Genomic DNA, 22712 nt, shown 5'->3' with positions numbered 1-22712 from the left:
AATGACTTAGATAAAAGCTTTTACTTGCGCTAAAAAGCTTCGTGAAACAGGTACAAGTTGTTGATTAACAAGTTTAAGCAGCAACTTTCGCCCTTCTTTTTCTTCCGAGACTATAGCCTCTTTTGCAACCCACCACGATCTATGTGTTTGTACGCCTGGATATTCTTCTAAACATGCCAAAGCATCTTTAAAGCGCATTAATAATAAATGATGACCTTTGTCTGTATGAACCTTCAAATAGTGATCATCCATTTCTAAACATAATAACTGACCACGTTTAGCTATCGGTAGCTTTGCCATAAAATCATTAAATTTTTTGTTCGAGTGTTCTTCGCTACTTTCTTCTTGCTCTGCTAGCTGCTTTTGTTGCTGTAATAGTTGCTGCTTTTGCAGTTGAAAATAATTTTTCAAGGTGTGAATAAATGAAATTAATCCACCCATGATAAAAGTTCTCAACATCATTTGCGGTACCAAAGACAAGTAAGGTGCGGGAATATCAAAGAACAATATAACGACAAACGGCACAACAAAACTCATAATCACACTTGCAATTGCCGCTAAAAAAACAATTCGACACCAATATTTCGAGAAAACACCTGCGGCTCGCCTTTGCAAATATTCGTTACCAAAATAGATAAGTGGTGAATAAATAAAATAACCACTAAAGCAAAGCACCAACCAAAAAAGCCACCCGTGTAACATGCCCACTTGGTTCATCCCAAACGGTGTTAACAACGCCAGAACACTTGCAATGACAACAATTAGTACAGAATCTGTTTTAATTTTATTCCTGTCCCATTTTATAGTTTTATCTTTATTTTCAATGGGTAATTCACGATTCGTCAATGGTACATCGGCCTTTTTGGTTATTTTTACGAAGAATTTGTGCTACTTCACGAACTGTTAATTTTCTTTTTAATTTTGCCATTTTATCCTCTTTCCTCATCGAAGCAATGGCAACTACTTATATAAACCGCAATAAGATAATAGAAAGGAAAATAAAATGAAATCAGTAATAGCAAAAGTTTATACAATCGCAATGTTATTTACGACTCCACTTACATCAGCGAAAACACTAGAGTTTAAAATTGAGGGAATAAAATCAAGTAAAGGAAAAATATACGTACAATTGTTTAAGGGTGAAGAGAGTTATCAAAATAACACAGCATACCTTTCTAGCATTGCCAAGGCTAAACAAGGGCAAGTAACCATAACGTTCAACGACCTTGATTTAGAAGACATAGATAACGCTCCCTTAAACGATTACGGGATTCGTTATTATCACGACGAAAATGACAACGCCAGCATGGAAACCAATTTATTTGGCATGCCACTTGAAGGCTATGGCTACTCAAATAATGCCAAAGCAAACTATGGCCCTGTTGATTATTCACAAATAAAATTTCATATGACCAATGAAACCCAAGTGAACACTTCTACTATTGTTTATTAGGATTAATAATATGCAACGTCGTCAATTATTAAAAAATATTGTTGGTGTAGCTGGAATAGGCGCTAGTAACTTAGCAATGAGTAACCCTATCGCAGCGTTGGCCCATACCAGCACGAATGCAAGCACGAAAACTAAAACAAATTTACTGGTCAATGCTCAACAAGCGTTTAACTGTGCGTTAAAAACCAGCCCGACATTACTCGGGTTAAAAAACACTGTAGGTAACTTTCCAACGCAGCAACTAACCATTGAAGGAGAGCTACCTAAAGATATCAGCGGTGTACTATACCGTAACGGCCCAGCTAAGTTTGAACGAAATAATCAACGTTATTTACATCAGTTTGAAGGTGACGGTATGGTCAATAGTTTTACCTTTTCAGAGGGTAATATTTATCATCAAGGTAAGTTTGTAGAAACGACTAAATTTATTAAAGAACAACATAGCGGTAAGTTTTTATATTCAGGCCCTCAGAGCCTGCTAGAAAATAGCCTTAGCGTGTCACATGCTGACGCCGTAAACACTGCCAATATAAATGTTATTCCCGTTAATAATGAAGTATGGGCATTATGGGAATCTGGCTCAGCGACAGCGCTAGATGCTAAAACGCTAGCAACCAAACGTCGAGTAAACTTAGGCGAAAACAGCCAGTACGGTAACAAGCTTAAAGGCTTAGCATTTTCAGCACACCCTAAAGTGGAAGCAAATGGTGATATCTGGAATTTTGGTTTGAGCCTATCGGGTCATATTGCTTTATATCAATTATCTGCCAAGGGCGTTGTTAAAAATGTTGGTATGATCAACGCCCGCTACCGAGGAAAAATGCTGCATGATTTTTTAATTACACATAAGCATATATTACTGATATTGCCATCATTAACAGCAAAACCGTCAAACACCCCTAACGCTAAAGGGCTTTTTAATAGCATCCAATACGACAAAGATTTACCTATGCAAGTTTTAGTTATCGACAAGCAGTCCTTAACGCTGAAAAGGCAATTTGAACTAGATGCAGGGTTTGCCTTTCACTTTGGGAATGCTTGGGAGGAAAACGACGGAACCATACATTTTGACGCCAGCATCAATGACAATTTCGATGTCATGGATGAATTGTCCGAGCTAATGTTTGGCAAACTACGCAGCTTAGAGAATTCACCTAATACTGTATTATTTACCTTGCATGCAAACGGCGCGACGAGTAAATCAGTTATTGAAGGTGATAGCGAATTTCCGCGCGTGTACGACCATTTAGTGGGACAACGTAATCGCAAGCTATATACCCTTTCACATACCGAAAGTAACTTCTGGCGTGATACGGTTTGTTGCCTCAATACCGACAATGGTGAAAAAGATAAGTTTATATATGGCAAAGACTTTATTGCTGAAGAGCACATTATTGTTTCAAGTCAGGCAAAAGAAGGCTCAGGTTATTTAGTAGGAACGGCATTACATATACCAAGCAAACGCAGCTGTTTAAATATATTTAAAGCGAACCAACTTAGCGCGGGGCCCGTTTGTCGTGCATGGTTACCTTATCACCTACCTTTAGGTTTACACGGTAATTTTAAACCCACTTAACTACTTATTTTCACGATAACGCTGAAACTTGGCTAACGGGTCGTGCGGTGAATACCAGCCCACTTTGCTTTCAAGATAAATATGAGCGTCAGGTTTTACATTCGGCTCATTATCAAAACAAGCTAATGCTAATTCAACTGTGTTAGCTTGTTGATTAAAAGTTGAAATAAACATAAGGCTTGAACCACAATACTGGCAGAATTTTCTTAACGAGTTATTCTCTGCTTGATAGGTTGTTAAATCGCTTTCACCGTTTAGCCAAGTTAAATGTTTAAGCTTTACCTCTACAAAAGTAGAAAATGCTGCACCATGAAATTTACGGCACATACGACAATGGCAATGACCCACTAAGGGTTCAAATTCACTTACTGAAAATGCGACTTTGCCGCACAAGCAACTGCCCCGATAGCAGGTTCCTTTATTGCTTTTACACTCTTCCATACACCTAACTATTGATAAATTAAACTCAAGCAATATCCAGACAAACTAATTTACAAGGTAGTTTAAATACCCACACTAGGTTAATCGTTAAGTGCAATAATCAGAACAACCTCGAGCCATTTTACCGATGTGACCAGCTAGTACTTTCTAATTAAGTATAATAACAGCTCTCGTTTAACAATTTTTTTATTTAAGCGAGAACCCTAGTAGCTTTTTATTGTAAAGCTCAAAGTTGTACATTTACACTAAAAACAAGTAACCCTTGCGATACAAAAATAAAATAAACCTTTCTTATATTTTATTTCAAATCTTTGATTTACCTACACTATGTGTATTATCATCGCATTCAAAGAATAACAGTCTACAACACAAATCATGGCTGTATTTAATAATAAAACTTTAAAAACAATAATTATATAAAACCATTTCATAGGGATTTCAATGAAAAAGTTAACGACAGGAATAGTATTGCTATCACTGCCATTCTCAACATTAGCCAAATCAAATTTTGTAACAGAGGCTTTAGTTGGGCAAGCGAGTCACGACATAAGCGCAACAACAAGTTCCTTACAACGTAGTAATAAATTTACGTCTAAAGAGAACGATACCTCGTTAGCATTTCGATTTGGCTACCAATTTACCGACAATTATACTGTTGAATTGGCCTACCATGACCATGGACAAGTAACGAATAAGTTTGAATTACGGATACCAACCCCTGCTCCCCCTTCTTCTGGCGGAGGCTGTTGTTTAGGCCCTGAACACGACACCATTGTGAACGGCATTATTCCAACCGACGTTGATTCAATAAGATTAGGTGTTAAAGGCCAGTGGCAGTTATTTGATAGTTTTTCTGTTAACGCAAGATTAGGTGTTGCGCAATGGCAGTTTGGCAAGTATTCGCCGACAAATATAGGTAACCCAGGGGCAGTAACTAAGTCAAATGAAGATGGCTACGATATGTATTATGGTATAGGTGCTGAGTATCAATTTACGCCAGATTTTTATCTTGGTGTTGAATATTCAGTGCTTAAAATACAAGATAGCTATACCTACTCAGAAGAATCTAGCGGTTCATTCCAGTATGATGTAAATGATTTCTCACTGGTATTGGGTTGGAAGTTTTAATAGTTACGACTAAAGCTCTTTTATCATATGCAGCATTTCAGGTGCAAAGCCAAGGTTTTTATAAAAGCCTTGGGCTTTACTATTATTGGCAAACACCTCTAAATGCAATAATCGATAGCCTTGTTTCAGTGCCCAGTTTTCAGCTGCACTGATAAGTAATTTACCAACACCACTTCCCTGTGAGGTAGGATGAACTGCTAATAGTGTCACTGTGCCGCAAATTTCACCTGAAATGTCATCTTTGCGTGCACCAACGTGAATATAACCTAAAGCTTGCCGTTCTTTTGTTTTATGGCTCTCAGAGTTCTGTTCTGCTACTAGTTCGACAACTTGTTCTGCAACTAAAAATACTTCCGGTGTTGTCGAGTCATCCAACATGCTATCAACCATATCGGCAATGTAATCATCTTGCATTTTTTGTACAACATCATCGCTATGCCAAGCCAAAGCGGCAACTTCAGCTAAATTAGGTGATAAACTGAAAACAAACTCACGATCTGAAGCGACCAACTTTCTAATTTTTATATTGTTTACCATGACTTCCTTATACCTAATACTTTATATTGCTGTTAACTGCCGCTTTATTCACGAATCCAACCTTTTTCTGGTACAACGTTATATAAACACTTTTTGCCACTCAAAACTAATAAATGCACCCACGACGAATAAGGAATAGAAGAAACTGCATCAGGGTCGCCCTCACACCATTTACGCAGTGTTTTAGTTTTATCCTTACTTACCGTTTTAATGCCGAGTAACCTTGCAACATCAGTTTTTTTAAATCCAAGGAAAGCCATAGTATCAATGATCTCAATAACTTCTACATTAGTTGGCTCTCGATATTCTGGATCGTCAATATCGCGATACGAATCATGTTTAATGTTATTCATAAAATAAACAATGCCAACATGGCGCTTCATTTTACGAAAGCTTTCCATGACTTCTTGTTCATCGATATCATTCATGTCATTTAAATCATTCGCCTTCATTGCCACGCCTCTCAATCCTGCTAACAGCCAACATTTGAACACTTTACTTTTTAAGAGCATATGCTTAATGCAGATGCTTAAATCACCTTGCAAACTTAACTACACTTAGTATTAAAAGCACAACGTGAACTTAGTTTTTGATTACAAATAAAAACATTTAAAGGAGGGTTTTTAACTGAATTCCCTCCAATAAGGAGGATAATGATATTTATCAAATCAAGCAAGAGTAAATATGATGAATGCAATTACAAAGAATACTCAAACACATGTAAAAAACGCTTTGTCAGCAGTTACCTTAAGTGCGGTACTTAGCCTTGGATTATCTTCAGTAGCTCACGCAGGTCTAGACGAAAAAATTGCCGCAAGCTTTGCTGCAAAATATGAAGTTTGCTCAAAGAAATTGGCTGATAAAGGTATGCTAATTCGTGCGCTTAAACTAAAAGCAAAAGCCGACGAAATTAGTCGTGACAAATTAGGCGGTGGTGGCTATATAGAAGCTATTATTAAAGAAAAGAAAAAAGCGTGGTTAATTCCTATTAAAAAATGTAAAAAATTTGCAGATAAGCTTTAAATTTATAAAGGTTATGACAAAATGCATTAATTATCATGGTTAATGCATTTTACTTTGAGAAAATATCAATAAACACACTTGTACCTTCGCCAGTTTCACTTTCAACATGTACGTGCCAGCCTTGTTTTTCACTTAAGCGGCGAACAATATTTAAACCGACACCAGATTTCTCTAATACGCTGGTATTTATTGGTGACTTGTTATTTTCATTCATACCGTCTCCGGTATCACGAACAAGTATGCAGTTATTCTCAATTAATACCGACACCTCGCCTTCGCTAGTATGCTGTAAGGCATTACGCACTAAATTATCAATAATAATGGCAAGAGACTGTCTGGCACATGAAACTTCCAAAGACCTTGCTATGTTATTTACACACCGTATTTCAGAGTGTTGCTTCAAATAATCATGCTTGGCAAAACAGTCATTTACTAAGTCATGTAAGTTAAATTTAACATTGTTTAATTCTTGGTGCTTTTCGCGACCTAAAATTAGAAAGGTTTCGATCAGATGTGTCATATCTCGGTTAGCACGACTGACTCTTAAAAGAAATTGATGTAACTTTCCTGACTGCCCTTCAGAAGTCGACAATGCTAATTCAATAGCAGCACGACTACTTGCTACAGGTGTTCTTAATTCATGGCTAACATCTCGAGAAAATGCTTTTTCCCGTTCAACAAATTTGTGCGTTCTCATTACAAATGAGTCAATTCGCTTAGCAAGAAAGCCAATTTCATCATCAAAATATTTTTCTGTATTTTCAAGATAATGTTGATGGTCAACACCATCAACAGCATTTGCGAGTCGCGTAAGTGGTGACACTACCATTTTCGCCAAAACAAAGCCTATGCCTAACGCTAGAGCCATAATAAAAACTAATATTTTTAAGAATAACTCGGCAATATATTGCTCTGAATGATTGTCGTAATTTACAAAGTCACTAACATCTACCATGTAATAAAAATACCGAGCATTCTCTTGTGTTAAAGACGACTTGAGAATATGTATTGTTTTCTCATCAGCACTAAATTCATAAATAATATAGCCTTGTTCAGTGGTAAATTTTGGCCCCGGAACTTGTACATCGGCAAAATCGTGTTCTTGCGTGAATTTCCTGCGTGTTACATCACTGGTAAAATAATTTGCTGCTATGGAAAGTGCGTTTTGTTCATCACTTACAAAAACATTAGCGGTACTTATTTGTTTGAAGGTCAGCGAGGGATCTTTTTCATATTCATTAATTAGCAGTTCAGCTTCTTGAGAAATATACCAATTAAATATTTCATCAGAATTATACTTAACACCATAGAATGTAACCCAGCCATACCCTAAAGTAACAACAATAGAGAAGATGACACAGGCGATAACGATACGAAAACGAATGCTTTGTAGTAATCTCATGAAATGCTAAAACCTCGCCCTTTTGCTGTTTTAATCAGTGCTTGAGCATACGGTTTATCAATTTTATTGCGTAGTTTATAAATATGACTACGCAATGAATCGCTATCAGGTAAGTTATCTCCCCACACTAAGTGCTCTAACTCTTGTCTAAGTACGACGTCAGGCGAACGTTGCATTAACACCACCAATAATTTGTATGTATTAGGAGAAAGAGAAATAACATCATGACCTCTGATCACAGTTTCTGTTTTCAAATCAACGGATAAATCAGCGAGCTGTAATAGCTTTTTCACACCAACGTAGCGATTATAAATAGCTTGAATGCGCATTAATAATTCACTGAGGTCAAATGGCTTTACCAAATAGTCATCAGCGCCTGCAGAAAAGCCAGCCTGTTTATCTGCTAACGTATCACGCGCAGTTAAAAACAGAACCGGCGTGTCATCATTATAACGCTCACGTAGTAGCTGGCATAAGCTTAGTCCATCCATTTTTGGCATCGCAATATCAAATACGTACATGTCGTACGTATTATTTAATGCTGTTTGCAAGCCCGATTTGCCATTATTTGCTAGGTCACAAATATGCCCTTTCATTTCAAGATAATCAGCAATACTTGCCGCTAAATCTGTGTTGTCTTCAACAAGTAAAATCCGCATACGAGCCCTCAATAATCATCGCCTTTATTATAAACTAACTGTATGTGATTAGAACGTGAACTTTGTCACGTTCTGTTCACATAAAGTTGAGTAAAGTACTCTTAAAATCACTCTTTTGTATCGCATAAAAGGAAAGTACAAATGCGCCACTTATTTATTCAGTCAATGTTACTACTGTTTTTGTTTGCTAACGTCAACACATGGGCTGAAACAACCAATGTGCAAGTTGTTTATAGTAAGCAAGAGATTAGCAATAAAGAATTGATATTAACTGGCAATATTACGGCCCTAAACGACGCCTTGTTAGCTAGTCTAGAATCTGGTGTAGTTAATACCGTAAAAGTTGATATTGGCGATCACGTAGCAAAAGGCCAAGTGCTAATGACTTTAGACAGCTCTTTGGCAGAAATAGAGCTAAAACAAGCTAAAGCAGCCTTAGCATCAGCACAAGTGACATACCAAGAAAATTTACGTTTATATAATGAAATCACCGAACTGGCAAAAAATAAGGTCATAGCAAAAACGCTACTGGCTGAACGCAAATCAAACGTCGCACATAGTAAAGCCATGCGTGAGCAAACCGAAGCTACTGTCGCTCGTGCTCAAGAAATTGTAAACCGTCATACTCTTATTGCCCCCTTTGCAGGTACCATAGCGCAAAGAACTGTAGATATTGGCGAATGGGTTAGCCCGCAAAATACTGTATTTCAATTAGTCTCAGACAATAATTTACGTATTTTCGTGAATATACCACAGCAATATTTTAATGATGTTGCACAAAGTAGCACTATAAATACAATTGTTAGCCCTGATGCTCAAAAGAAACAACCGCTGCAAATACCATTAACAGCCTATACTCCTGTATCAGACCCACTTAGCAGAACCTTTTCTGCCCGTATCGATTTACCTAATGATCAACAGCTAATTTCTGGCATGTCAGCAAAAGTTCAGTTATTGCTACCTTACGAAAATCAATCTCAAGTTAGTTTACCTAAATCTGCGTTAAAGCGTCACCCTGATGGCAGTTACAGTGTTTACTCTGTTGTTAATAATCAAGTTAAAAGAGTTGCTATCACACTATTACGCAGTGGTCTTGATAACGTTGTAGTTCAAGGGATTGACGATAACATTGCTGTTATTACCTCTGGCAACGAGCTGCTTATTGAAGGCGCTACGGTTAGCATTGATAAAGTTCAAGGAGTGAAATAGTGTTTAAGGCCGTTATCAACAAAGGTACTTTAGTTGCAGTTATTGTTGCCATAACCTGTATTTTGGGCATTGTTGGCTCGCTCAATATACCTGTACAAATGATCCCAGATTTAGAAGTAAGAACCATTACCGTACGCACTGGTTGGGCTGGTGCTACGCCACAAGACGTTGAAAAAGAAATTCTTATTGAACAAGAGAGGTATTTAAGAAGTTTGCCCAATTTAAAGCGCATGACCTCGTATGCCGCTATGGGTCGAGCCACCATTGAGCTTGAATTTCCATTTGGTGTTGAAGTTAATGACGCCATGATCAATGTCAATAATGCCTTAAGCCAAGTATCTTCATACCCTGAAAATGTTGACCAACCACGCTTAATTTCTAGCTCATTTTCCAGTAATGCTTTTATGTATTTTTCACTTAAACCTGAGCGTGGCAATCCGCTAGGTTTAGATATGGACCTAATTCGTGATTATGCGGAGGATTTCATTAGGCCTCGTATGGAAAGTGTTGCGGGCGTTTCTGAGGTTAGAGTAAATGGTGGCGCGGCAAGACAGATACAAATTAAAGTTGACCCAGCTCGCCTTGCTCAACGCGGCATCAGCATCAGTGCGGTTAGAAATGCGATACGAAATCGCAACAAAGATGCGTCAGCCGGTGATATAGAAACTGAAAAAGAGCGTTATTTAATTCGTGTTATTGGTCGTTTTAGTAATATCACAGAACTTGAGAATATTATTATTCAACGTAATAACCAGGTAAATATTTATCTAAAAGATGTAGCAGAAGTCATTCTTGATCATTACGAAACACGTAGCCTGTCTTTTCTTGATGGTGAACGAACGATTAGCTTGTCGGTGCGTCGTGAAAGCGGTTCAAATGTACTTGATATCAAAAAGAATATGCTCACAGTTGTTGAACGTATCAATAACGACCTGCTTCAATACAATGGCCTTGAACTTTTACTGGTTAGCGACGATGTAGAATACGTTAAAAGCTCATTAGGAAATGTTTGGTTTAACTTATTTCTTGGTGGCTTACTTGCCACTATTGTGATGTTTTACTTCTTGCGTTCAGCAAAAGTTACCGCTATCGGTATTATCGGCATTCCTATGTGTACTATCGCTGCCTTTATTGGCTTAATGCTATTTGGCCGCACCATTAATGTTATATCGCTGGCAGGTGTTGCGTTTGCAATTGGTATGACAGTAGATAACACCATAGTTGTATTGGAAAGCATAATGCAAGCGCGCAAACGTACTAAAAATAGTTTTGCCGCCGCCATTGCTGGTGTAAAAGATGTTTGGCCCGCAGTACTCGCTTCTACAGCAACAACTATACTAGTGTTTGCACCAATATTATTTGTAGAGCAAGAAGCTGGACAACTTTATTCTGATATTGCCATTGCCATTTCAGGTGCCATTATCGCATCAATGTTAGTGGCTATTTTTGTTGTGCCAGTTACTATTGCAAATGTCACTAAAAATACTACAAGTCGCGTAAAGCAACAATTAACCCTGTCTAAAAAATGGTTAGCTTTTGTTGATATCTTTATTAAAAGTAAAGCACGTGCAATCACTACTGTTGTAACTTTTTCAATACTTACCTTAGGCTCAGCCATTCTGTTTATGCCAGCAGCAGAATACTTGCCTGAAGGTGAAGAACCAAAAGCGTTCTCTATGATGATAGCACCGCCAAGCTATAACCTTAGCGAAATGCAGCGTATTGGTGAAGAACTAAGAGCTTATTTTGATCAATACATTAACGTTTCCAACGAGGCGTTTGAAAGTGGCGCAACCGAAATGCCACCACTGAGCTACTACTCTATGTCTGTTTCAGCGGGCCGCATTTGGGTGCTAAGTAGGCCTGTTGATGCCGAAAACATTCAAAATATGATGGACACCATCACCAAAAAATTTCGTAGTTACGACAATATGCGTGCATTTTCATCCCGTGGCTCAATTATATCAAGCAACGATGGCGGTACGAGAGCAGTTGCGGTCGATATTTCAGGCCCAAACCTTGTAGAGCTATATCAAGCCGCTGAAGCCGTTTATGAGCAGGCTAAAGTTGTTTTTGATAACCCTCAAATTAATTCACAGCCAAGTTCGTTAAGTTTAAATCAACCGTTAATTGAGGTTATGCCACGTTGGCACCGACTTGCTGAATTAGGGTTAAGTAACAGTGAGTTAGGTTACGCTATTTCGGCATTAAGTGACGGCGCTTATGTTGATGAGTTCATTCTAGATGATGATAAGGTCGATATTTTTATCTTTAGCAATGCTGGCAATAAGCAAAATATCACTCAACTTGAAAACTCCCCTATTATTACGCCAGCCGGACAAGTGATGCCACTAAATGCACTGGCTGATATGCAAGCTAGCTATAGCAGTGACAGTTTGCGTCGAGTTGATGGCAACAGAACCGTTTCTGTGTATATTATACCGCCACGTAACGTCGCTTTAGAAAATGCCGAGCAAATGGTAAGAAGTGATTTAATAACTCAGTTACGCCAACAAGGAAAAATTGCCCAAGGTATTAATCTCACCATTAGCGGTGCTGCAGATCAACTGGAAGCAACAAAAACTTCATTATCTGCGAACTTTGTAATTTCTATTATATTAAGTTACTTGTTATTGGTGGCCATTTTTACACACTGGCGCTATCCACTGTTTATTTTAACCACTATACCCCTGGGCATGGCCGGCGGCTTATTAGGCCTTATTAGTGTTAATGTTATCAATTCATTACTTGCAACAGCTGGCATAGCGGTTTTTCATCAACCCCTAGATATGATCACTATGTTGGGTTTCTTAATATTGCTCGGTACTGTGGTTAACAACCCTATATTAATAGTCGATCAGACTCGAAAAAATATGCAGCAAGGCACTATTGATGTCAGAGCAGCAGTAAAGTCGGCCGTTGAAAAACGCTTAATGCCAATTTTAATGTCTACATCAACAACAGTGTTTGGCTTAGCACCTTTGGTGCTTATTCCTGGCGATGGTACCGAATTATATCGTGGCGTGGGTATTATCGTACTTTCCGGCATTATATTTTCAACCTTACTAACGCTATCATTTTTACCTGCGTTACTCGTCAGTTTAATGAAAGCGCCAGTGCCAACAAACAAATTACAACAGCAAATATAATAAACAAATCATAAGGGAAACTAATGAAAAAACACCTTTTAGCAACCGCTCTTTTATCGGCTTCAGCTTTATCTTCTGCACAAGCGGCAGACTATGTAATTGACACTAATGGCGCACATGCGTCTATCAACTTTAAAGTTAAACATTTAAATTATAGTTGGTTAACAGGTCGATTCGATAAGTTCTCTGGCGAATTTAGCTACGATAAAAATGACATTAATAATGCCAAGATAACACTAGAAATTGACGCAGCGAGTGTAAATACTAACCATGCTCGTCGTGATAAGCACATCCGCACTAATGATTACCTTGATAGCAATAAATTTACTACCGCTACATTTGTTAGCACCAAAATTATTGATCTTGGCGATGATAAACTTAAGGTCATTGGCGACTTAACCCTGCATGGCGTAACAAAGTCTATCACCATTGATGCCGAGAAAATTGGCGAAGGTAAAGATCCATGGGGCGGCTACCGTGCGGGTTTTTCTGGAAAAACACAAATCTTAATGCCAGATTTTGGAATTGATAATAATTACGGTGCGGTTGAGTTTGACTTGCACATAGAAGGTAAGCGTAAATAGCTTTAAGCCAACAGCTTCAATTACTGAACCACGCAATTGAAGCTGTTGAAATATTTATGCCGTTAAATATGCGATTTAACAAAATAAGAATCGATTAATCTATCTCTTCTAAGTCGCTATTTTCAATATCTTTTGGGGCAACGGTTTGTTTACGCTTTAATACTGGTAAGTCACCGGCATCTTGCGCTAAAAAGCTCTTCTTCACAATTTTCTTGGTTTTTGCTTTTTTAGCGGTAGCGTCTACCTGCTTGCTCGTTTTAACTTTATTTGCACTTTTAGCTTTTTTCGGTTTCAAGCCTTTAAATTTAGCTTTTAGGCCATCAACTACATCAAAAGTTAGCTTTTGTTGTAAGAAGCCTTCAACATTTTTAAAACTTAACCAGTCTTTTGGCCCAACCAACGAAATGGCATCACCTGTACTGCCAGCACGACCTGTACGACCAATACGATGCACAAATTCTTCGGTATGCTTTGGCATATCAAAATTAATCACGTGTGATACATTCACTAAATCTAAGCCACGTGAGGCTAAGTCAGTGGTGATCAATATCTTCTGCTGACCTTTACTAAAGCCGTCCATAATTTGATTACGTTGGCTTTGGTTTAGTTCACCACTTAGCGCTACCGTACTTAAACCTTGCTCTGTTAACAATTTTGCAAGTCTGTCGGTATCAGCACGTGTAGCCGTGAAAATAATCATTTGTTGATGATCTTCAGCGGCAATAAAGTGCTGAAGTAAGGCTTCTTTATGCGTTAGATTGTCACAAAGATAAAAACGCTTGGTAATGTCTTTATGCTCGGTATGCGCACTACCAATAGCAATTCGTTTAGGTTTATTGAGCAAAGCTAAAGCAAAGTCATTAACTTGTGCATGATCTAATGTCGCAGAAAACATTAAGGTTTGACGTTTACGATGATCGGCGGCTTTGTTAATTTGCGCTAATTGCTCTGCAAAGCCTAAATCTAACATACGGTCAGCTTCATCAAGAATTAACAGTTCTAAACCATTTAAATAGAAATGCCCTTGGCTTAAGTGGTCCGCTAAACGTCCTGGGGTGGCAACAATAAAATGTGGGTCTTTCTCTAAGGTTTTTACTTGGTCATTAAAGTTTTCACCACCAAGAATAAGCACGGCTTTAAACTGTGAACCCGAGGTAAACATTCTTAATTGGTTAAATACTTGCTTAGCTAATTCACGAGTAGGCGTTAAAATGACCACTCGAGGGTCACGTTTACTTAAGGCTCGATTTTTCGACAAACGCTGCATAGCAGGAATTAGAAATGCGAGCGTTTTACCTGAGCCTGTTTTAGAAGATGCGATTAAGTCCTGCCCTGTCATGGCAGCAGGAATAGCCTGTTGCTGAATTTCAGTCGGCGCAGTGAAACCTAAATGTTCCACCGTTGACATTATCTTTCTATCTAATCCAAAATCACTAAACTGCAAACTTACTCTCCACTATTTTATTTAGTTTATTTATTAAACTTAATGCTAATCGTTACCTAACGATAAATACTATAGCGCTATTATAACCTGTAAATGCCGACATTTAGCTAGGCTATTTAGTGAAAAAAACAAAATACTTTTTGCGTATTTAATTTACGGCTCGCAATTTTTTGCATAATACAGCAATACCAGCTTAGTTTGCGCTAACGCAAAGCACATATTTACCAAACCTATTAAAGTACCAATGAATTGACTAAACCAGCAGGTATTATGAAGCCTAAACCAAGCGCCGCTATGCATAAGCTCATTGAGCAAGTACGAATTGAATTTCCGTTTACATTACCGGAAGCGCAAATATGCGCGGGAAAGTGTGTTGGTTGTCCAAAAAAGTTACTTGAACTTGCAGATACAGAGCTAAGTGACTGGGAAAGTCGTTTAGCTAATAATGAACAACCATTACTGGGTGATATCAGCCGACTAGGCAAACTTTGTAAAAATATTCGCCGTGGTTTGGTACGCAACAACTTACTTAAATAGCCTGACTACTATAAACTTGGCTATTTATTTTTCATTAATTTAATGTGCGACTTTATGGGCTTTGATACCAACAATGCTATAGCGAACTATGTAAAGGCAAGCAAAGCAGATAAAAAAGACATTTTACGTTTTTACAAAGCGCAACATTATCCAGCTGCATTTATTGGTCATGACCAAGCATACCTTTTAAAAACAAATAATAATATTATTGCCAGTGCGATAGTTTCTGCAGGTAAAGCGCTTTCCGATTACTGGTTATTACACGCTTTAGTTACTGACAAAACGTGTCGAGGCAAAGGCTATGCGAGTAAATTATTGCAGATAATTTTAACCGAAAAAACTCAAGAGAATACCATAAGGTACAATAAGCTAATTTGTTTTGCTGAAGACAATTTAGCGTCATTTTATCTTGCTAATCAGTTTAAAACATTTAATGCCGACACGGATATTGCTACGCTGCCTAAAGAGTTTCAACAACGCTTAAAAAGTTACCAAAAGAAACAACCAACACTGAGTTGTTTCTGTAGTTTTAATTAAACTGTAACGCCAAGCAGTGAAATAAACACTTAATTGGCGACATCTTTTGCAGACTCATTTATACCACTTGATGCCTCCGGCGTTTTCATAGCTTTCAAAGGCGCGGGCGAATGTGCGTTATCTGCAACCACATCTGAGCCTATACGCCCAACACCGGGCAATTCTATGGCAAGGTCAAATAAATCTATCTCAAAATTTAAGCCTAAAATATTAATTTCAAGGCCTTCTTCAATACCAAGAGTAACACCAAATAAACCGAATAACGACGCTTGTACTCCGCTGCCTGACGATGAGCGGCCGAATATTTCAGCCAAAGGTTTATAGTCTTTTCCTATCGCCGTGGAAGGCAAGTCTAAACCCAACTCAGGAATGGCACGACCAATACTTGCAGTAAAGGTATTACTATTTGGCCCAGGGTAAGCTTGATATTCTTGTTTATAAGGATAGTTTTCAACCACTTGTTCAATTCGCTGAATAAGCAAATCGGCATCTTTTTCGCGGTAGTCCAACAATAATTCAGGCTGATGCCCCCACCAATCTCTATCGGGTGTGTTGTGCCTAATCACTAAAGCAGTATTACTCCTACGTAAACGCCAACCAATAATTTCATAACTGGTGTAGTTTGCATCGCCACTTCTTTTAACACTAACCCACGTATGCACAGCTACTGCCTGTTTAGCTCCCCAAGTACGTGCTGAGTAAACTTGGATAACGCCACCTTTATAGTTGTTAGGTTTCGGCGCTAACATGCCACTAGTCACTTTTTGATCACTTGAACAGCTACTTAAGAAGCCAAGTGTTAAAATTAAACTAATTGTTACGAGTCCAATACGAAAGTAACTCATAAACCTCCTTAAATATTATTATTCTTAGTAAGATCAACAGTAGCTAATTATCGCTGCGCAACTAATGATTGGCCTTTTCTCACTTTTTGCCCCTCTTGCAAACGCTCACCACCACGAATAATCACTTCATCACCAGCCCATATCGCACCGGAAACCGATATCCAACTACCACTACCTTGACCAACAAGAACATTAACTTTTTTAGCGTTATTATCTTCGTCAATGGTCAATACAAATGTCTCTTTCTCCCGCAGCACTAAGGCATCTCTAGGCACTAATGTTGCCTGACTAACCTGCTCTTTCGGCAGAGAAACCGTCACTGCCGAGCCTGCTAGTAACGTTAAATCTTTAGCTGATAGCCTGACATCGAAAGTACGTGAAGACTGAACACCTGCTTTACTCCATGTTCTGACCGGAAGTTCCACTAGTTTATTTTGCCATTTCACTAAAACTTTAGCGTCTTTCTTTAAAAATGGCGCGATGGATATTGGCGCAGCTACCATAATATCTAAGTTGTTAGTATCAACTAATTGCACGAGTGACCGCCCTATGGTGATCAACTCGCCAACATGAGCAAAGCGTTGGCTGATGTTGCCGGAAAATGGTGCAACAATAGTGGTTTTTTCAATGGCCAATTCGGTTTGCTTGATCTGCATTGTGAGTGCAAGTACTTCACTTTCAGCAACGGCTAAATCTTTAGTAATACGCTCTAACTCACTAATAGCAGTATTATTTTTTTGACTCAACGCCGACATTCGTTTTTTCTGGCTGGTAAGATATACTACATCTGCTTGAAAACGTTTAATTCTTGCTTGCTGACCAGAAAGTTGTAGTGTTAAGTGACGATTATCAATTTTGGCTATCACCTGACCTTTCTCTACTTGCGTACCAACATCTTCAATCCACAATAACTGACCAGTTTGCTCTGCGGATATTGGTGCATTCATTCGGCTAATAACGTTGCCTGGCAACCACAACGTTGGGTTAACCTGCTCATTTTTAGCTTTTTCAACACTGACCAATTGCCCGGGGTTTTCGGCCTCTTCGGCTAATACTTGGCCACCAATAATTAAACTAGACGTGAATGTTAACAGGTTTAAGTAATTACAAAGTTTATTCATCATAATCTCCAAAAAATTTCTCTTTATTTGTCAGCAATTAGCTTAATGTGAGCTGGCTTTTCAATATGGGTTTTGGCGACGACACCAATTAGGAAGTCATTTCGATTTAATCTTAATAAGCAAGGCAGTAATACAATGGTAAATAAAGTACTTACCGCTAGCCCACCAACAATTACCGCAGACAAACCACGATAAATAACACTGCCAGCACCAGGCATAAGTAACAGTGGCAACATACCAAAGAAACTAGTGGCGGTACTCATAAAAATTGGCCGCAACCTTAATGTTAATGCTTGCTGTACGGCATCTACTCGTGACATACCATTTTGTTGGGCAATGCGAGTTTGATGTACTAACAAAATGGCATTGTTTACCACCAAACCAAGTAGAATGACAAAACCTATCATGGTTAATAAATCTAATGGCTGGAAAATAAAAGTATTGAGCAATTGTAAGGCCAATATACCGCCTACAGTTGCTAAAGGAATAGTGATCAAAACTAAAGCACTGTCTTTAACCGAGCGAAATAAAGCCGCCATCAGTAAAAATAAAATCACTAACGCAAAGGCAAAATTCTCAGCCATAACACTGATGGCTTTTTCTAATTGGTCAGCACTACCGCCGTATAAAATATTCGCATCGTTAGGTAAGCTCGCTTTTAACTGAGGTTCAACTTCTGCTTTTAAGGTTGCTATAGTTTGCTCTAGCGACCATCCTTCTGGCGGGTTTACATTTAAAGTAATAGTACGATTACCGTCAATACGCGTTAGTCGTGTTGGGCCAACCGTGCGTTGAATATCAACTAGCTCAGATAATTGAGTAATAGTGCCTGTGCCAGTTACCACAGGTACATCCCCTAAATTATCAGGATCATCCCAGCCTTCGGCACGTAAAATCATATTTAGACGCTTACTACCATTAAAGTACTCGCCTACAAACAAACCGTCCCCCATAGTTCTCACTACTCGGCCAAGGTCTCTTCGGTTCCAACCTTGTTCTAGAATACTTCTATCATTTGGTGTTAAACGTAATTCAGGCTCTGCCATTTCAGTACCTGGGTTAGCTTGTACTCTCGAGCCAGGTATCGCCGCTTTAACCCACTCTATGCCTTGTCTTGCAGTATTTTGTAGCGCACGTGTATCTTTAGATTGCAAATGGACACTGACTTGGCGACCACCACCAAAACCGCCAAACAAATTTCCCTGAAAAGCAAATGCTTGCGTGTCTGGCAAATCTACTAAAATTTCATTTCTAACAATATCAAGTAATTCATTTACTTTTGATTGATCTTTAGCACGAACTCCTAAACTGCCGCCAAATGGGCCGGAAAATAAATAATAGTTTTTAAGTGCCGGCTCTTTAGTACCGTCCATATAAGGCTTTAATCTTGCAACAATCGGGTCAACCACTTCTTTTTCGACCGTATTAACGTTTGCGCCTGGTGGAAAACGTAAGTTAGCATCAACCGCGTCACGTTTCACCGGCGGTAAATAATCTAAAGTAGGCATAGCGACATAGGTAACCGCTATTGGCAGCGCAAGTAAAACACCTGCAACTATCAATCTTTTTTTAGATGAAGAGGTTATGCGCATAACAAATGCGGTAATGCGTTGCCAAACTTTTTCATTAGGATCTTGCACTGATTGCTGCTTCAAAAAATATTTCGCTAATACCGGTAACAAAACCACGGCAACAATTAATGAAACCGAGACCGCGATAGCTATGGTTAACGCCAAATCACCAAAGAGTTGCCCTTCAATATCCTTTAAGAAAAATACTGGTAGAAATATTGCTACGGTTGTCGCTGTAGAAGCGAGTAACGCTCCCCAAACTTGTTCAGCACCTTGCTCAGCACTTTTGTGGTTATCAGCACCTTTATCGCGCATTCGCAATATATTTTCTAACACCACAATGGCAGCATCTAACACCATACCGACGGCAAACGCTAAACCCGCCAATGAAATAACGTTAAGTGAACGTCCGGTAACTTCTAAAACTATAAATGTGCTTAATAAACTAACAGGAATGGCCGTTGCAATAATTAAGGTTGCACGCATTCGCCTGATAAAAAACCACAACACGGACAAGGAGAGAATTACCCCAGCAAATAAATTGCCAGTTACAAGGTTAATTGCACGATAAATAAATACCGATGCATCAAATGACTGCACCATCACTAACTGTCTTTCAGCTAAAATTTCAGTGTTTATTAACTCAACTTCATTTTTAACTCGATTTAAAGTCTCTAAAACATTAGCACCGTTAGCACGATTTATGCGCATTGAAAACGCGGGATTGCCATTTTGTACCGCTAAATTTTGTCGGTCATTTCTTCGAACTTCAACGGTTGCAACATCACTTAATTTAATATTACTGCCGTTTCGAGATTCAAGTATTAAGTCAGAAAGCTCATCTACACGATATTTGCCATTAAAGCGTAACGTATATTGCCTACGCCCTACATCAACAAAACCACCAGAAACGTCGTTTGATTCCGATACTAAGGCTATTAATGCAGGAATTTGAATTCCATATTCGGCGGCTTTTACTGGGTCAAAGCGAATTTGTAACTCTTCTCGATTTTGCTGAGTAAAGGTTTGTACGCTTGAAACCCCTTCTATTGACTCAATTCGAGGCCTTATCGTATCGTTTGCAAAGTCAATGTATTCCGAAATAGGTTTATCGTTGCCCGGCAAAGCCTGTAAAAAGAAGAAGGTTAAGGCTGGAGTTCCACCACCAAAACCGCCTAGCATTATTCTTGGTGGTCGAGCATCTCTCGGTAAATTGGGCACACGAGTCATGCGGCTGATAACTTCAATCAGCGTTTGTTCCATGTTGGTATCTACACCAAACTCTAAATTTATAAATGAGCTACCTCTATTAGCAAAGGCATTCATTGAACTCAAGCCAGGAATTCCACGTAACACTTGTTCTTGTGGCTCTATTAACTCCGACTCTACTTCTTGTGGTGATGCAGCGCGCCAAAACGTTTGAATGGCTATACGAGGTCTTTCAATATCAGGAAATAGCTGCACCGGTAACTTAAACAGGCTAAGCATACCTACGAGCAAGATAAGCGCTACTCCAACAGAGACTGCTGCTGGGCTAGAAAGAGCGTTTGACGTTAGCTTCATTGTATTTTCCAGTTATTTATCATTTACCAATAACACTGTATTGGTAGTAAATGTCATAACTAAAAAATAACAGTAGATAACAATTTAGAAAGTAAGCATACGATTAGTGGTCAGTAATTCGAGTCAAACAACCAAGTCGACATTGTTTGCAATGCACAGACATAGTTTGAAATATTTGCTTGAATAGAAAGGTATGGTTACATGAAATTATGATCAAAAAGCTTATAATTGTATTGGGAGGCTAGGTTTAGCCTCCACAGCATAAATGAAATTAAACTAACTAATACCAACCGAGCGTTTTGCTGCAGTTAGGGTGTTTTTTAATAAACAGGCAATTGTCATGGGACCAACACCACCCGGTACAGGTGTAATAGCACCGCACTTATTAGCAACCCCATTATAATCGACATCGCCAACAAGCTTTGCTTTTCCGTCACTTGTAGTAATACGGTTAATGCCAACATCAATGACAGTCGCACCTTCTTTTACCCAGTCAGGCTTAACAAATTCAGCGATACCAACAGCGGCGACTAGAATATCTGCTTGCTGGCAAACTTCAGGTAAATTCTTAGTACGAGAATGCGCGATAGTAACCGTGCAATTCTCTTGCAATAACAACATAGCAACCGGTTTACCAACAATGTTAGAACGACCAATAACTACGGCATGCTTTCCAGATAAATCCTGCCCTAAATGTTGTTTTGCTAACATAACACAACCTTGCGGAGTACAAGGAACCAATGCGCCAGGCTCCCCGTTAAATAAACGTCCAGAATTCATGGCATGGAAACCATCAACATCCTTATCTGGATTAATAGCTGCAATTACCACACTTTCATCTATATGCTTTGGCAATGGCAATTGAACTAAGATTCCATGTATATTGCGATCATTATTTAAATGCTCTAAGTATTTTAACAATTCAGCTTGTTCGGTATTAGCGGGCAACTTAATTTCATCAGAAATCATGCCGATCTCTTGAGTCTGCTTTACCTTATTTCTCACATAAACCTGACTTGCTGGATCTTCTCCAACAAGGATAACGGTAAGTTTAGGCTGAATACTATGGTCAGACTTTAGATTTGATACTTCAACAGCTAACTGTTCACGCAAATTCTTTGCTGTTAATTTTCCATCAATATTCATTGTTATTATTCTCGTTTATTAAATAGAAGAAAAATGTGCTACTTCGAAAAATAATTCAGCAGCAATTTATGCCCTTATCCTATGAAAAATAAAGCTAAGATACAAAGACATTAAGAGTAAAATTGTTGAATAATTTTTCTTTACCGATCTATATCAATTTTATAGAACTGGTTTAGAGCAAAAAAGAGCGACTTGCAGATCTATATTGACAAGGCACACCTGAATATTTTATATCGCAGTTGACGAGAAGCCAGGATCATTTGAATTGGATTTCTTACTTGTAAAGGTGAACTAGTGTCGTGATGCCATAGATGATTTTGCATAAGCTTTTGATGTGAAAGGATGCTCTAATGCAACGATGCCATGGATGGCAATGAGTTGTGTCTTGCTCTCACATAAAGAGATAAACACCGACACGCTATTACCATTGGCGTTACTGCATTTCATTTTAATATCTAGAAAGCAAAAAGGCTATCCGTTAGGATAGCCTTTCTTTTAATAGGAGCCTAGCAATGTCCTACTCTCACATGGGAACTCCCACACTACCATCGGCGCTACTGCATTTCACTTCTGAGTTCGGCATGGGATCAGGTGGGTCTACAGCGCTATTGTGGCTAGACAAAAACAACGTGTATGGACACACTAGTGTCGCGGTGCCATGGATGGCAAAGAGCGACGTGTATCAACACACTTAATAATCTTAGAAAGCTGAACTCTTTTACGAGCTATAAATACGTTTTAATCTCTTATTCACACAATATGTACGTGATGATTTGTCAAACTTACC

General features: G+C 38.6%; 21 protein-coding genes and 1 rRNA gene. 9 read left to right on the top strand and 13 right to left on the bottom strand.

Translation table 11 applies throughout. The annotated features are described in order from the left end of the window. Positions 1 to 6: 6 nt before the first annotated feature. The gene (locus AC27HL_RS18955; protein WP_487082627.1) at positions 7 to 846 is read right to left on the bottom strand and encodes a LytTR family DNA-binding domain-containing protein; all 840 of its coding nucleotides are present in this window, start codon (positions 844 to 846) and stop codon (positions 7 to 9) included. A 157-nt stretch (positions 847 to 1003) separates the two neighbouring features. On the opposite strand from AC27HL_RS18955, the gene AC27HL_RS18950 reads away from it, so the two are divergent. Both AC27HL_RS18950 and AC27HL_RS18945 read left to right on the top strand, forming a co-directional pair. Then, complete coding sequence (locus AC27HL_RS18950; protein WP_487082626.1) at positions 1004 to 1453, top strand: DUF2141 domain-containing protein; 450 nt, start codon at positions 1004 to 1006, stop codon at positions 1451 to 1453. 10 nt (positions 1454 to 1463) lie between these two features. After that, complete coding sequence (locus AC27HL_RS18945) at positions 1464 to 3029, top strand: carotenoid oxygenase family protein (RefSeq protein WP_487082625.1); 1566 nt, start codon at positions 1464 to 1466, stop codon at positions 3027 to 3029. On the opposite strand, the gene AC27HL_RS18940 is transcribed toward AC27HL_RS18945, so the two are convergent. Then, entirely contained in the window at positions 3030 to 3470 is a 441-nt protein-coding gene (locus AC27HL_RS18940; protein ID WP_487082624.1) for a GFA family protein, read from the bottom strand. Between the two features lie 441 nt (positions 3471 to 3911). On the opposite strand from AC27HL_RS18940, the gene AC27HL_RS18935 reads away from it, so the two are divergent. Next, positions 3912 to 4598 (top strand): outer membrane beta-barrel protein, encoded by a 687-nt coding sequence (locus AC27HL_RS18935; RefSeq protein ID WP_487082623.1) that lies wholly within the window; start codon positions 3912 to 3914, stop codon positions 4596 to 4598. 9 nt (positions 4599 to 4607) lie between these two features. Here AC27HL_RS18935 and AC27HL_RS18930 read toward each other — a convergent pair whose 3' ends face one another. Together AC27HL_RS18930 and AC27HL_RS18925 are read right to left on the bottom strand one after the other, a co-directional pair. Further along, positions 4608 to 5135, bottom strand: coding sequence for a GNAT family N-acetyltransferase (locus tag AC27HL_RS18930; RefSeq protein WP_487082622.1), 528 nt, complete (start codon positions 5133 to 5135; stop codon positions 4608 to 4610). Positions 5136 to 5179: 44 nt separating this feature from the next. Then, a complete protein-coding gene (locus AC27HL_RS18925) occupies positions 5180 to 5587 on the bottom strand; it encodes a hypothetical protein (protein ID WP_487082621.1) in 408 nt (135 codons plus the stop codon). A gap of 232 nt (positions 5588 to 5819) precedes the next feature. Between AC27HL_RS18925 and AC27HL_RS18920 the strand changes: the two genes are divergently transcribed. After that, on the top strand, positions 5820 to 6158 hold the full coding sequence (locus AC27HL_RS18920; RefSeq protein WP_487082620.1) for a hypothetical protein: 339 nt from the start codon (positions 5820 to 5822) through the stop codon (positions 6156 to 6158). Between the two features lie 49 nt (positions 6159 to 6207). On the opposite strand, the gene AC27HL_RS18915 is transcribed toward AC27HL_RS18920, so the two are convergent. Then, complete coding sequence (locus tag AC27HL_RS18915) at positions 6208 to 7560, bottom strand: sensor histidine kinase (protein ID WP_487082619.1); 1353 nt, start codon at positions 7558 to 7560, stop codon at positions 6208 to 6210. Further along, entirely contained in the window at positions 7557 to 8219 is a 663-nt protein-coding gene (locus AC27HL_RS18910; protein WP_487082618.1) for a response regulator transcription factor, read from the bottom strand. Before AC27HL_RS18910 ends, AC27HL_RS18915 begins: the two co-directional genes overlap by 4 nt. Positions 8220 to 8360: 141 nt before the next feature. Here AC27HL_RS18910 and AC27HL_RS18905 point away from each other — a divergent pair, with 141 nt between their 5' ends. From AC27HL_RS18905 to AC27HL_RS18895, 3 genes are read left to right on the top strand one after another with little or no spacing between them, the layout of a single operon-like run. Further along, the gene (locus AC27HL_RS18905) at positions 8361 to 9428 is read left to right on the top strand and encodes an efflux RND transporter periplasmic adaptor subunit (RefSeq protein WP_487082617.1); all 1068 of its coding nucleotides are present in this window, start codon (positions 8361 to 8363) and stop codon (positions 9426 to 9428) included. After that, positions 9428 to 12577 carry an efflux RND transporter permease subunit gene (locus AC27HL_RS18900; protein ID WP_487082616.1) on the top strand — a complete coding sequence of 1050 codons (3150 nt, stop codon included), beginning with the start codon at positions 9428 to 9430 and terminating at the stop codon, positions 12575 to 12577. Before AC27HL_RS18905 ends, AC27HL_RS18900 begins: the two co-directional genes overlap by 1 nt. Before the next feature lie 23 nt (positions 12578 to 12600). Then, positions 12601 to 13161 (top strand): YceI family protein, encoded by a 561-nt coding sequence (locus AC27HL_RS18895; protein WP_487082615.1) that lies wholly within the window; start codon positions 12601 to 12603, stop codon positions 13159 to 13161. A gap of 94 nt (positions 13162 to 13255) precedes the next feature. Here the strand turns inward: AC27HL_RS18895 and AC27HL_RS18890 are convergent, their stop codons facing one another. Then, complete coding sequence (locus AC27HL_RS18890; RefSeq protein ID WP_487082614.1) at positions 13256 to 14605, bottom strand: DEAD/DEAH box helicase; 1350 nt, start codon at positions 14603 to 14605, stop codon at positions 13256 to 13258. Positions 14606 to 14875: 270 nt separating this feature from the next. Here AC27HL_RS18890 and AC27HL_RS18885 point away from each other — a divergent pair, with 270 nt between their 5' ends. Together AC27HL_RS18885 and AC27HL_RS18880 are read left to right on the top strand one after the other, a co-directional pair. Next, a complete protein-coding gene (locus AC27HL_RS18885; protein WP_487082613.1) occupies positions 14876 to 15142 on the top strand; it encodes a hypothetical protein in 267 nt (88 codons plus the stop codon). Positions 15143 to 15196: 54 nt separating this feature from the next. Next, the gene (locus AC27HL_RS18880) at positions 15197 to 15679 is read left to right on the top strand and encodes a GNAT family N-acetyltransferase (protein ID WP_487082612.1); all 483 of its coding nucleotides are present in this window, start codon (positions 15197 to 15199) and stop codon (positions 15677 to 15679) included. A 29-nt stretch (positions 15680 to 15708) separates the two neighbouring features. Here AC27HL_RS18880 and AC27HL_RS18875 read toward each other — a convergent pair whose 3' ends face one another. The 6 genes from AC27HL_RS18875 to rrf form a co-directional block, all read right to left on the bottom strand. Continuing rightward, entirely contained in the window at positions 15709 to 16524 is an 816-nt protein-coding gene (locus tag AC27HL_RS18875) for a DUF3750 domain-containing protein (RefSeq protein ID WP_487082611.1), read from the bottom strand. Between the two features lie 47 nt (positions 16525 to 16571). Beyond that, positions 16572 to 17648 (bottom strand): efflux RND transporter periplasmic adaptor subunit, encoded by a 1077-nt coding sequence (locus AC27HL_RS18870; RefSeq protein WP_487082610.1) that lies wholly within the window; start codon positions 17646 to 17648, stop codon positions 16572 to 16574. 20 nt (positions 17649 to 17668) lie between these two features. Further along, entirely contained in the window at positions 17669 to 20779 is a 3111-nt protein-coding gene (locus AC27HL_RS18865; RefSeq protein ID WP_487082609.1) for an efflux RND transporter permease subunit, read from the bottom strand. Positions 20780 to 21055: 276 nt separating this feature from the next. After that, complete coding sequence (folD, locus tag AC27HL_RS18860; protein WP_487082669.1) at positions 21056 to 21934, bottom strand: bifunctional methylenetetrahydrofolate dehydrogenase/methenyltetrahydrofolate cyclohydrolase FolD; 879 nt, start codon at positions 21932 to 21934, stop codon at positions 21056 to 21058. Positions 21935 to 22216: 282 nt separating this feature from the next. After that, a complete protein-coding gene (locus AC27HL_RS18855; RefSeq protein WP_487082608.1) occupies positions 22217 to 22372 on the bottom strand; it encodes a hypothetical protein in 156 nt (51 codons plus the stop codon). A 57-nt stretch (positions 22373 to 22429) separates the two neighbouring features. Beyond that, positions 22430 to 22544 (bottom strand): 5S ribosomal RNA (gene rrf / locus AC27HL_RS18850). Positions 22545 to 22712 lie beyond the last annotated feature (168 nt).

It is taken from the genome of Colwellia aquaemaris, assembly GCF_057548755.1.
The sequence above is the reverse complement of the archived record's forward strand: the minus strand, read 5'-3'. Positions and strand labels throughout refer to the sequence as shown.

Bases quoted from the DNA above. Each gene is read 5' to 3' on its own strand.
- AC27HL_RS18895 (WP_487082615.1), top strand. From the start codon at position 12,601: ATGAAAAAACACCTTTTAGCAACCGCTCTTTTATCGGCTTCAGCTTTA.
- AC27HL_RS18905 (WP_487082617.1), top strand. From the start codon at position 8,361: ATGCGCCACTTATTTATTCAGTCAATGTTACTACTGTTTTTGTTTGCT.
- AC27HL_RS18945 (WP_487082625.1), top strand. From the start codon at position 1,464: ATGCAACGTCGTCAATTATTAAAAAATATTGTTGGTGTAGCTGGAATA.
- AC27HL_RS18915 (WP_487082619.1), bottom strand. From the start codon at position 7,560: ATGAGATTACTACAAAGCATTCGTTTTCGTATCGTTATCGCCTGTGTC.
- AC27HL_RS18855 (WP_487082608.1), bottom strand. From the start codon at position 22,372: ATGAAATGCAGTAACGCCAATGGTAATAGCGTGTCGGTGTTTATCTCT.
- AC27HL_RS18950 (WP_487082626.1), top strand. From the start codon at position 1,004: ATGAAATCAGTAATAGCAAAAGTTTATACAATCGCAATGTTATTTACG.
- AC27HL_RS18875 (WP_487082611.1), bottom strand. From the start codon at position 16,524: ATGAGTTACTTTCGTATTGGACTCGTAACAATTAGTTTAATTTTAACA.
- AC27HL_RS18925 (WP_487082621.1), bottom strand. From the start codon at position 5,587: ATGAAGGCGAATGATTTAAATGACATGAATGATATCGATGAACAAGAA.
- AC27HL_RS18880 (WP_487082612.1), top strand. From the start codon at position 15,197: ATGGGCTTTGATACCAACAATGCTATAGCGAACTATGTAAAGGCAAGC.
- AC27HL_RS18865 (WP_487082609.1), bottom strand. From the start codon at position 20,779: ATGAAGCTAACGTCAAACGCTCTTTCTAGCCCAGCAGCAGTCTCTGTT.
- AC27HL_RS18930 (WP_487082622.1), bottom strand. From the start codon at position 5,135: ATGGTAAACAATATAAAAATTAGAAAGTTGGTCGCTTCAGATCGTGAG.
- AC27HL_RS18935 (WP_487082623.1), top strand. From the start codon at position 3,912: ATGAAAAAGTTAACGACAGGAATAGTATTGCTATCACTGCCATTCTCA.
- AC27HL_RS18910 (WP_487082618.1), bottom strand. From the start codon at position 8,219: ATGCGGATTTTACTTGTTGAAGACAACACAGATTTAGCGGCAAGTATT.
- AC27HL_RS18920 (WP_487082620.1), top strand. From the start codon at position 5,820: ATGATGAATGCAATTACAAAGAATACTCAAACACATGTAAAAAACGCT.
- AC27HL_RS18885 (WP_487082613.1), top strand. From the start codon at position 14,876: ATGAAGCCTAAACCAAGCGCCGCTATGCATAAGCTCATTGAGCAAGTA.
- AC27HL_RS18870 (WP_487082610.1), bottom strand. From the start codon at position 17,648: ATGATGAATAAACTTTGTAATTACTTAAACCTGTTAACATTCACGTCT.
- AC27HL_RS18940 (WP_487082624.1), bottom strand. From the start codon at position 3,470: ATGGAAGAGTGTAAAAGCAATAAAGGAACCTGCTATCGGGGCAGTTGC.